Raw genomic sequence first — 11,201 nt, 5'->3', positions numbered from 1 at the left:
TACTCTCGCTTGCGAAACGCCTCTTTGCTGGGGGGTATTCGTGTGAGCAAGTGATGGAAGCGTTGATGCCCGCCTGAGTCACTACCAGTGCACTACTTGGTTTCGCGTGAAACCTTCCAAGTCGTGTGAGGTACAAATATTTCGGATCATCGGGAGCGATCTGCGCGATCAGATTCATTCGTGCTCGCGCCTGGAAAACGAAGGGTCTGCCAGTTCCCGCTGATTTATTTCCTCCCGTATCGCCACATCCGACTGTCAGCGCCACGAGAAAGAACGCAATTCCTGTTATCCATCCACCACAACGTCCCATACCACACCTCTCTATCAGAATACGGTGCTACTCTTGCTAGTCTACGAAAGGTTTTCTCTGAGGGAGAATCCTCTGTCCCTTGTTGATCTTGTTCCTATTGTCGCAAATCTTTCTGCCACGTGACCGTGTAACGAATTTCGTTCGAGGTTAAATTCTGCCCCGCGTCACTACGACCAGAGGCGGTCATCTTGACGATCATCGTATAGGGGAGCTGAGGAAGGGTCTGCCGATTTTGCCGTAAGAACAACACCAAGCTCGCAGGGACTATTTGCGCTTCAGGCAAGCCGATGTACACATTGGTCGGTCCAAACGGGCTCGGGGGTGCATTCTGGGCGTTGCTTGCCGGATTTATGCGAATGCCAACAGAGGAAGAATGGGCAGGAAGTCCAATACGAGAGCCGGGGATTTCGTACTCAAAATCAAGGCGATTGACGAGGAGTGCTTGATTGACAAGGTTGTTTTCCAGCCAGAGATAGGCACGGCAGAAGAACACATCCGCCGGATAGCCGGAATCGACTAAAGCACTGTCGAGAGTCAGATTTTGACTTTGGTCGGAGATGGCTTTATTCGCTACAGGAACCTGACATTTATCATCTTGCAGTTCGCCTTGAAAAAACCCTACGGCGCGAAACGCAATACCGTTATCATTATCGCCACTATCACCACAACCAAACACCCCTACCCCTACCACCAGGGCCAGCATCATTATCCGTCCAACCGCTCCCGCACCGCACCTCCTTCCGTCAGCAAGCCGACACCACGTTCTGCTTCTGCACTGTCTTCTGATCGTCTACTCTCCGAAATCGCATGCTACAAATATGCTCCGATCTCCCTCACTGTGAGGTTTTCGAAGCGCGTTTTTCCTAACTCTTCGATACCTACGAACTTAACTTTCCCCGCTGCGACTTTCTTATCGGTTGCCATTCCTGCAACCAAAGTTTCGCTTTTGACTGTTGATGGAATTATCACAGGGAGTCCAGCTTTTTTCAATAGTTGGCAGAGACGTTGGCACAAACCGTCACTACAGAATCCACGTTGCTGGGAAAGTGAGGCTGCGAAGACCATACCAATCGCTACTGCTTCACCATGAAGATATTGCGTATAGCCTGTGGCATTCTCTATTGCGTGGCCAAGCGTATGGCCAAAATTCAAAATTGCACGATAGTCACCTTCGGTTTCATCCTCTTCGACCACCCGTGCTTTCAACTGACAACACGTTGTGATGACTTCCGAGAGTAACGCCGAATCGAGACGTAACAAACTGTCTAAGCGTTGTTCCAGTAAAGCAAACAAACCGGGACTGAGAATAACGCCATATTTGATCACTTCAGCCAGGCCAGCACGAAACTCACGCTCAGGAAGTGTCTGTAACGTACTGACATCGATGATAACGAGCCGCGGCTGATAGAACGCGCCAATAAGGTTCTTGCCAGCTGGATGATCGACGGCTGTTTTTCCTCCTACGCTTGCGTCAACCTGAGCAAGAAGGGTAGTCGGAATTTGTACGAACGGAACTCCGCGTTGAAAAGTTGCTGCGGCGAATCCCGTTAGATCTCCTACGACACCACCACCGAGAGCGATGAGTGGTGAGCTCCGTTCTATCCCCCCTGCGATGAGTTTATCGTAAACGAATGACAACCATGTCAGGTTTTTATGCTCCTCACCTGCAGGAATCTCGATAACAACTGGTGAAAACTCAGCTTGTACGAGCGCATCAGTCAGCGTCTTCTGGTACAGTGGACCGACAACGGAGTCTGTTACGATAGCAACAGAACCAGGGCGCAATCCGTGCTTGCGAAGGAAACAGCCCGCGTTAGCAAGCAGATCTGTTCCAATCAGGATTGGATATGAACGTGGACCAAGATTTACTGTCACTGTTTTCATGCTGGTTACTTACTGTGTTGCTTTTACCAGAGAGACAATCTTTTCTACCACGCGATCAATATCGAGTTCTGACGTATCGATAGTCACATCTGCCCTCGCATATGCTTCAGCACGGGTCGTAAGCAGCGACCGGATCTTTTCTAGCGGATTCTCTCCCTGGAGAAGTGGGCGATCAGCATTCCCCTGCACGCGTGCGAGAATCACTTCTGGGGTGGCAGTCAGACAAATGAGAATCCCGTTTTCCTTTAACCGCTCGGCATTCTCTTCGTTGACTATCGCTCCGCCTCCAGTTGCAATGACCACTTCTTGCTTGCGGCAGACCTGTTCAATCGCAGCTTTCTCTAGAGTGCGAAAATGTGCTTCTCCATGCTCGGCAAAGATGTTGGGGATGGACGTCTTGGTCTCCTTTTCAATGAGGGTGTCAGTATCGAAAAACTGACGCCCCAAATGGGCCGCGACTCTCCTTCCCACCGCACTTTTGCCTGTTCCCATAAATCCCGTCAGGACAATGTTCCTGTGACTCCGCACGATGCCTACAATTGTTGTACCTGTTCGAGGTAGCCTTGGTAATTTCGTTTCATCTCGATCAAAGAATCACCACTAAACTTTTCTACCAATGCCTGAGCGACAACGTACGCAACAACACCCTCTGCTATGACCGCCGCCGCGGGAATAGCGCAGACATCCGAACGCTCAATTGTCGCTTCAACCGGCTCTTTACTGACGAGATCAACTGAGTGTAACGGTCGCATCAGCGTTGAGAGTGGTTTAAACGCCACCCGCACGCGCAGCGGCTCACTCGTGCTCATTCCTCCCTCAGTGCCCCCTGAGTTATTGCTGTGACGGACGAATCTTCTCTGTGGCTCAAAGGAAATTTCATCATGAACCTGTGACCCTGGTAATCGCGCTGTGCCAAACCCAAGACCAATTTCTACACCTTTTGCCGCCTGTAGACTCAGTAATGCGTGACCCAGTCGCCCGTCGAGTTTCCTGTCCCAGTGCACGTAACTGCCAAGCCCAGGTGGTAACCCAGTTGCTATCACTTCAACCACTCCACCAAGCGTATCTCCTTGTTTTTTATATTGGTCGATCAGGTTCACTACCTGTTCTTCCGCTGCTGGATCAGCCATTCTCACCGAAGATACTTCAGCTCGGGTAAAAATCTCTTCTGCGGTGAGTCGCTTGTGGTCAGCCACAATACCACCAATTTCGGCAACATACCCCCTCACGTGAATGTCAAATGGACGGAGGAGACACTTTGCCAGCCCACCTACTGCAACGCGGGCAGTCGTCTCGCGTGCACTTGCCCGTTCGAGCACATTTCGTACGTCTTTGTGATTATATTTCTGTACTCCGGCAAGATCAGCATGTCCTGGTCGCGGACGGGTAACTGTTTTCGTGTCATCCCGATCCTCAGCAAATGGTGACATGCGTTTCTCCCAATTTTTCCAATCCTTGTTGTCGATCACGAGAGTAATCGGAGACCCTAAACTTTCTCCCCATCGCACTCCCGAGAGAATCTTGACCTCATCTTTCTCGATCTTCATGCGCCCGCCGCGGCCATAGCCTTGCTGTCGTCGCGCTAAGTCATGATTTATCGTTACAACATCAACCGGTACTCCTGCTGGAACACCTTCAACAATCGCCGTCAAACAGGGACCATGAGATTCGCCGGCGGTAAAGAAACGGAGCATAGTAGTTATCCTTTACTCTTGGTTGCCATACTTTTGGCACACACACTCCGTTTCCTAACATGGGTTCCATCGACATACTAGATTACATCAGCTACGAGAGATGATAGGGGCGGAAGCCGAAGCACCCGCCCCCATAGTCGTCCTGTCTCCTCACACCACCACGTGCCCCACCACCACTGACAGGGACGGTTGGAGGCTCGAAGCTGAAAAGCGTCCGTCCCTCGCTTCCACCACTCCGCCGCGCCGCCTCGTATTAAGCGTTTGCGCCTTCAGCCGCCAAGCCTCCAATCGTCCCTGCTCTTGCACTTCCTTCTTCCGAGCTACCCACAAGCCTAAGAGCCCCATCCACATCCTCCACCACATTCCACATCCACCGCGGGCTCTTAGACTTCTAAGTTCTCTTCTAGACCTCCTTTCTTCTGGAGAAACCTGTTCTTCTTCACTTAACTTAACGCCCTACTGGTGCTGCACTGGTTGATGCTGTGGGTGCAGTTTCCCGTGGGCGGTTTTCCCAAAGCTGTTGCGCAGTCGGCAACCCGGCGGTGCCGGATCCTGCAACAAGTTTTGGGGTGATGAAAACCATCAGCTCGTCTTTATTCTTATTCCTGAGATTCCCGCGGAAGAGCCATCCAAGTCCCGGTGTGTCTCTGAGGTACGGAATCCCCCGTTCTGTCTGTCGCATGCTATCCTGAAAAATGCCGCCAAGAACAAATGTGTCACTGGCGCGAATAAGAACGCTTGAGCTGGTTGTACGAGAAAGAGAGTCTGGGATCACTGGGAATGCATTCCCACTTCCACCAACGCGTACGCTTGGATCCGTTAATTCACTTGACTCTGCTGCGATCTCTAGCAGCACGAAACCATCAGAAGAGATCTGAGGCGTGATTTTCAGGGTGATACCGACATCGAATTCCTGAAAAGCGTTACCTGAGTCACCACCACCACCCGCTCCAGTAACGATGGAGGTTCTTCCCGAGACGACTGGAACACGGACGATCCGTCGAGATTTAATTTCCGCTATCTTGTTATTGAGCGTAACCACTCGCGGCCGAGCAATAACGCGAGCTTTTCCTTGGTTTTCCAGCGCGCTGAGTCGCAGATTCAACGCTTGTGTTCCAGCCAACGACCCAAGAGCAAGATCAAGCACTGACCCCGAACCTGCGGCAGCGCTGGAAGGGAAATCGACCATGAATGGAACTCCACCAGTGCCACTGTTCAGTAATCCATTCACCCCCCCTAGACCGACCGTTCCTGGAAAATTGAGCCCGGTTGGGTTCCCAGTACGTGGGCCTGCGCTGTATTGGTATCCCCATTGAATACCGAGATCACGGTTGAGGTTTTCATTGGTGGTGATGATATACGACTCGATCATAACTTGTGGAGTTTGTACATCGATACGCCGGGTAAGTTCGCGGACCGCGGTAATACGATCAGCAACATCTCGAACAATGACGATATTCGTTGTTGCATCAGCAGCAACCGTTCCACGTGGGGACATAATGGCAACTTGTTGCAGTCTCCCTGGTCCTGCAGTTTGTTGTTGCGGCCCTGCAGTGCCAATGTCCCCTAGACCACTGGTTGTCGCCATTTGTTCGATTTCTCTTGTCAGCATAGCAACGATATCCGTTGCTTTGACGTAGTTAATCTTCACATAGGCTGTTTCAAGCGGAGCAATCTTGCGCTGAGCGTTGAGGGCTAACAAGCGAGCATTCCGTTCGGTCTCAAGGCGTTTCGTCGTAGAGATAGTAATCACGTTGTTGACACGAGTCTTCTCTAGTCCATTCGCCTCGAGTACTACATCTGTACGGCATTTTCAACAAGGGGGACGATCCCTGCCTTTAGGACACGGAGGGAATTCCCTCTTCCCTTCACCTCGAGCATTTTTACAGAACTTGAACCAATATCGAGGGTCAGATAGCTTTTATCCCCGAATGGAAGAAACGAGAGAAGGGACCCAAAAATACTTTTGCTTGCGGACGCCATAGTTATTTGTCAACAATCAATGTATTTCGAATACTTACTATGCAATAAGCAAAGCAATTTGTCAAATGTTAAATTCGGAAAAAACTTCTTTGCCACTTTTTGCTGCGGTCGCACTGCCTTTTTCGACTGTTTCTACTGGTGAATTGACCTACCATGTACCTGAATCTCTCACGCCACGAATAACTCTAGGAGCGTGTGTAATTGTTCCTGTAGGTAGCAGAAAAACAACGGGAATTGTAACTGCTCTCCTGCCCTCAGTCGATACACTCAAAGGAAAAAACATAAAGGATATTCTTGATATAGTTGAAGAAGACATTGTTTTTTCTGAAGACATGATGCGCCTATGGCGATGGAGTGCAAGTTACTACCTCACTTCACTTGGCGAGATGTTGAGTACGATACTCCCTAGCGGATTACGCAGTGAGAGTGATCGAATCGTCAAGCTTACGAAAACAAAGAGAGAGAAAAAATCTCGGGGTGTGACTACGGAAACCATGCCTACTCCAGGTGAAGAGAATCCGGCACTCAGTGAACTCTCCGCTACTGAACAGGAAGTTGTCGCATTCCTTCATACAAAAGTTCGGGTGACGACGAAAATGCTTAAGCGGCATTTTTCGTCCCTTAATGTGAGCAAAGTTCTTCAGCGTCTTGAAGCGAACGGTATTGTCGAAGTTCGCGAGCATTTGCCTCAGCGTCGCCGCTCTCCGCAAGTGGAGATAGTGCAGCATGCTGTTGTTGACGAAGATGCAGACACAGAGACTGCACTCGTTCTGTCTGACGCGCAAACGCGCGCACTAGAAGAGATTCATGCTGCTGTACGTGCGGCACGCTTTCAGACGTTCTTGTTGTATGGCGTAACGGGCAGTGGAAAAACTGAAGTGTATCTCCAAGCTGCGCAGCAAGTCGTTGAGACAGGGAAAAGTGTGCTCCTGCTCGTTCCAGAGATTGCACTGACATCGCAGTTAGTCGAAAGAGTTGAGCAACGTTTTGGTGCGCAGGTAGCAGTGTTGCATAGTGGCCTGGTTGCAAGTGCGCGCTGGGCTGAGTGGAGACGGATTGCACGAGGAGAAGCGCGAGTTGTTGTGGGAGTACGCTCTGCGGTATTTGCGCCAATGCAGCAACTCGGACTTGTCATTGTCGATGAGGAGCATGACGCTGCCTACAAACAGCAAGATGGCGTACGCTATAATGCACGCGACCTCGCTGTGATGCGCGGGCAACTTGTGTCCTGTCCTGTCATTCTCGGATCAGCGACGCCATCGCTTGAGAGTTATGTCAACGGACAAACCGCGCGCTACACAATACTAACCCTACCTGAACGAGTCGAATCGCGTCTGCTGCCGACGATTGATATCGTTGATCTGAAGAAAGAACGGCTACACGAAGGGGGAGATGCCATCTTCTCCCCACTGCTGAGGCAAGCTATCGTCGAGAACTACCAGGCTGGCAAGCAGAGCTTGCTGTTCGTCAACCGTCGTGGGTACGCGAACTACTTGCAGTGTCGAGTGTGTGGAGACGTTGTCTCCTGTAAGCAGTGTAGCGTAACGCTCACCTTTCACCTCAAGGGTCGCATGTTGCGTTGTCATTACTGTGGTTTTGCTCAGCCAGCGTTCGATCAGTGTCCTACCTGTCAAGAATCTTCCCTTACCGGTACGGGATTTGGCACTGAGCAAGTAGAAGAGGCATTACGCCGCTTTCTTCCCGAGGCCAGAACCGCGCGATTAGACCGTGATAGTGTGAGCCGTCGCGGGTCCCTCGGCCGCATCATTAAAGCCTGGCGAGCACATGAGTTCGATGTGCTCATCGGGACACAGATGGTTGCTAAGGGACATGACGTGCCAGGGGTGACACTGGTCGGAGTGTTACGTGCAGACAGTTCTCTTCACTTTCCAGATTTTCGTGCGGCTGAGCGGACCTTTCAAGTGTTGACGCAAGTTGCTGGGCGGGCAGGGCGGGGGAGTGAAAGTGGTCGCGTGATTCTTCAGACCTATCTCCCCCAGCATTATAGTGTTCGACTTGCTGCCCGCCAGGATTTTCTCCACTTTGCGACGCACGAACTCCGCTATCGCAAACAACTTGGATACCCGCCATTTGTCCGCATCGTGTGTATTCGCTGTGAAGGACGAGATGGAGAAAAGGTCAGGGACTCTGTGGAGAAGGTGACTGAGCACCTAGTTGCGAATATGCAAGGAATACAAGGTGACCTCCCTCTTATACTTGGGCCCGCTCCTGCGCCGCTCGAACGTCTGAACGGACGAGAACGTTGGCATGTGTTGATCAAAGGTGGAGATCGCCGCACCTTACACGCTATCGTACGAAAAACCGCTGAAGAATTACGGCAACAAATTCGTGCTGCTGGCGTGCGTCTCGTCGTTGATGTTGATCCGTACGACATGTTATAGGTCGAACATGATCAGAGAAATTCTTCACTATCCTGACCCGCGCCTCAAACAACTTGCCGGACCAGTAGAGAACATCACCGGAAATCTCGTGCAACTGGTCGATGACATGGTACAAACGATGTACGATGCTCCAGGGATTGGCCTTGCTGCGGTGCAGCTTGGTATTCCGCAGCGTATTATCGTGCTTGATGTCAATCACGAAGAACCAGGGAAGGATCTTATCAAGCTTATTAACCCCGTCATCACTGCTCGTGAAGGAGAGGTTATCTGGGAAGAAGGATGTTTGAGCGTTATCGACTACACTGCGGAGGTCAAGCGTTCGGCAAAGGTTGAGGTCAAAGCCTGGACCCCGGATGAGAAAGAAATTGTTCTCCAAGCGGAAGAACTCTTTGCCGTCGCTCTTCAGCATGAACTTGATCACCTTGATGGCAAGTTATTCATTGATCGTATTAGTCGTCTGAAAAAAGAACTCTACGCTAGACGGGTGAACAAGCTGTTGCGTGAAGGGCGACCGCTTGAGCCGTCGCCCAAAAAATCAGCCGCGATCTAACCCCTATGAGGCCAATGAAGAATGAAAAATGAGAAATGACACATGACGAACACAGTGCTTACGTTCCTCCATTCTACATTTTTAATTTTTCATTTTTAATTTTTCATTCGCTATGCGTCTCGTCTTCATGGGTACGCCCGACTTCGCCGTGCCGTCTTTACAAGCGTTGATTGAGAGCGGCGACCCGGTTGTTGGCGTTTTCACTCAGCCTGATCAACCTTCGGGTCGTGGCATGGCTATGCACGCGCCGCCAGTAAAGATATTAGCCGAGTCGCAAGGTCTTCCAGTTTTCCAGCCGACGAAGCTTCGTGTCCCTGGAGTTCTTGAACAACTCCAGGCCTGGCAGCCAGACCTCATTGTTGTTGCCGCCTACGGCAAAATCCTGCCGAACTCGATTCTCGACCTTCCACCTCGCGGATGCATCAACGTCCATGCCTCGCTCCTCCCGAAATACCGAGGGGCGGGCCCTATTCAATGGGCCATCGCACGAGGGGAAACCGAGACCGGCATCACTATCATGCGTATCAGCGAACAGATGGATTCGGGCGATATCTTGCTACAAAAGGTAATTGCGATTACCGCCCATGACACTGGTGGCAGCTTGCATGACAAGCTTGCTCGGCTTGGAGCCGTAGCGCTCACTGAGGCGCTGCAACTCTTGAAGCAAGGACAACTGCCTGCACGTCCACAAAACGAAGCCGGGGTCACCTACGCTCCGCTCATCACGAAAGAAAATGGCCGCATTGACTGGAGCCGCGAGGCGGTGGTTATCGAACGACACATCCGCGCCTTCAATCCGTGGCCATCAGCGTATACGACCGTCAATGGGAAACTGCTAAAAGTTTTTGCTGCTCAAGTCGAACTGCAAGCCCGAAGCACCTCTCTTGCTCCAGGCTCGATTATCGAAGTGACTCCTATCGGTCCTATCATTGCAACAGGCGCCGGCGCGCTGATCCTCACTGAGGTGCAACTCGAGGGTAAGAAACGATTACCGATTCAAGACTTTCTGCGAGGATACCCGCTCTCGCCGGGGCTGATTCTTGGGAATTAACTCACGGAGTTGACGAGTCACTGCTGTATGTGGAAAGACGAGGCGAGAAGGAGGTGCGCTATGCCAGAAAAATACACACTCGACCAAGTGAAAGCACTTGCGCTGAGGTACAAAAACTGGGGTAAATGGGGACAGAATGATCAGATCGGTACGCTCAATTACATCACACCAGAAAAAGTTGTCGAAGCTGCGAAGCTCGTGAAACAAGGAAAAACGATCTCGCTCGCTATTCCGTTCGATGACAAAGGGCCACAAACTGGTTCGTTCGGGCGCTTCAATCCTATTCATTTCATGTTACAAGACGGCTGCGATGTCGTTGCTGGTGCGCAAAACCATCTACCGAACATTCGCTACTCTGACGATGCGGTGACGATGCCATTACAGTGCGCGACCCAATGGGATGCACTGTCGCACATCATGTACGAAGACAAGATGTACAATGGCTATTCTGCGGCTGAAGTGACGAGCAGTGGAGCCAAGAAGAACGGCATCGAAAACGCCACCAACAAGATTATTACTCGTGGTGTTTTACTCGACATTCCCCGTTACAAGAGCAAACAGTGGCTTGATCCAGGTGAAGCCATTTACCCCGCCGATCTCGATGGCGCTGCGGCTATGGGTAAAGTTAGCGTCGGTAAAGGCGACATCGTCATCATCCGCACTGGCCAGATTGGCCAGGTTCGTTCACGTGGGAGTTGGGGAGATTACAGTGGCGGTCCAGCGCCAGGTTTAGGAGTGGCTTGCGCATCGTGGTTATGCGAAAAGCAAGTCGCTGGATATGCGACTGATACCTGGGGGACAGAAGTCATTCCCAACGAGACCCCGGAAATCTTCCAACCTCTACATATGATTCTCATTGTCCATGCGGGCATGTTAGTCGGGGAAATTTTTGACCTTGAGGGAATTGCTGCTGATTGTGCCAAAGATGGTGTGTACGAATTTATGTTTGTTGCTCCCCCGCTTCCTATCACTGGAGCAGTCGGATCGCCCGTCAATCCACAAGCGATCAAGTAATAGCTCGCTCCTCCAGTCTGTAGCGGGGCGTCAACGATACGCCCCGCTTTTTCTCCATCCTTACTTCTTCTTCCTTCGCCACTGTATTGCTCTTTTATTTGGTCTGTTGAAGGGCAGTGGTAGAGAAAAATTCATACTTGAAGAAGAAATTTATGGTACACTAATCCCCGATAACGGTCGTTGGTCTATAGGGGGTTTTTCTGAAACTTGGGGTTCTCGGTGTAGTCGGGGGCATCGAGAAAAACACAGACACTTATTTTCTTGAGTTGGAAAGACACGGATCTCACTTCGAGATCGTAAGGATGTCTTTTCC

General features: G+C 51.0%; 9 protein-coding genes. 4 read left to right on the top strand and 5 right to left on the bottom strand.

All coding sequences use genetic code 11. The features are described 5' to 3' along the window. Nucleotides 1-404: 404 nt before the first annotated feature. From FJ147_07995 to FJ147_07975, 5 genes are all read right to left on the bottom strand, one after another. On the bottom strand, nucleotides 405-1,016 hold the full coding sequence (locus FJ147_07995; GenBank protein MBM4255824.1) for a hypothetical protein: 612 nt from the start codon (nucleotides 1,014-1,016) through the stop codon (nucleotides 405-407). A gap of 104 nt (nucleotides 1,017-1,120) precedes the next feature. Continuing rightward, nucleotides 1,121-2,194, bottom strand: coding sequence for a 3-dehydroquinate synthase (locus FJ147_07990; GenBank protein MBM4255823.1), 1,074 nt, complete (start codon nucleotides 2,192-2,194; stop codon nucleotides 1,121-1,123). A gap of 9 nt (nucleotides 2,195-2,203) precedes the next feature. Further along, nucleotides 2,204-2,686, bottom strand: coding sequence for a shikimate kinase (locus FJ147_07985; GenBank protein ID MBM4255822.1), 483 nt, complete (start codon nucleotides 2,684-2,686; stop codon nucleotides 2,204-2,206). Nucleotides 2,687-2,727: 41 nt separating this feature from the next. Beyond that, on the bottom strand, nucleotides 2,728-3,888 hold the full coding sequence (gene aroC, locus FJ147_07980) for a chorismate synthase (protein ID MBM4255821.1): 1,161 nt from the start codon (nucleotides 3,886-3,888) through the stop codon (nucleotides 2,728-2,730). A gap of 448 nt (nucleotides 3,889-4,336) precedes the next feature. Next, entirely contained in the window at nucleotides 4,337-5,641 is a 1,305-nt protein-coding gene (locus tag FJ147_07975; GenBank protein MBM4255820.1) for a hypothetical protein, read from the bottom strand. 295 nt (nucleotides 5,642-5,936) lie between these two features. Between FJ147_07975 and priA the strand changes: the two genes are divergently transcribed. The 4 genes from priA to FJ147_07955 all read left to right on the top strand — a co-directional run bounded on the left by priA (nucleotide 5,937) and on the right by FJ147_07955 (nucleotide 10,888). Further along, the gene (gene priA, locus FJ147_07970) at nucleotides 5,937-8,273 is read left to right on the top strand and encodes a primosomal protein N' (GenBank protein MBM4255819.1); all 2,337 of its coding nucleotides are present in this window, start codon (nucleotides 5,937-5,939) and stop codon (nucleotides 8,271-8,273) included. 7 nt (nucleotides 8,274-8,280) lie between these two features. Continuing rightward, nucleotides 8,281-8,823 carry a peptide deformylase gene (def, locus tag FJ147_07965; protein ID MBM4255818.1) on the top strand — a complete coding sequence of 181 codons (543 nt, stop codon included), beginning with the start codon at nucleotides 8,281-8,283 and terminating at the stop codon, nucleotides 8,821-8,823. Nucleotides 8,824-8,935: 112 nt separating this feature from the next. Further along, the gene (locus FJ147_07960; GenBank protein ID MBM4255817.1) at nucleotides 8,936-9,874 is read left to right on the top strand and encodes a methionyl-tRNA formyltransferase; all 939 of its coding nucleotides are present in this window, start codon (nucleotides 8,936-8,938) and stop codon (nucleotides 9,872-9,874) included. Nucleotides 9,875-9,934: 60 nt separating this feature from the next. Then, nucleotides 9,935-10,888, top strand: a complete 954-nt coding sequence (locus tag FJ147_07955) for a cyclase family protein (GenBank protein ID MBM4255816.1) — start codon at nucleotides 9,935-9,937, stop codon at nucleotides 10,886-10,888. Nucleotides 10,889-11,201: the final 313 nt, after the last annotated feature.

The organism is Deltaproteobacteria bacterium, assembly GCA_016874775.1.
Lineage (GTDB): Bacteria > Desulfobacterota > Binatia > Bin18 > Bin18 > VGTJ01.
This window is presented reverse-complemented; position numbering and strand designations above follow the sequence as displayed.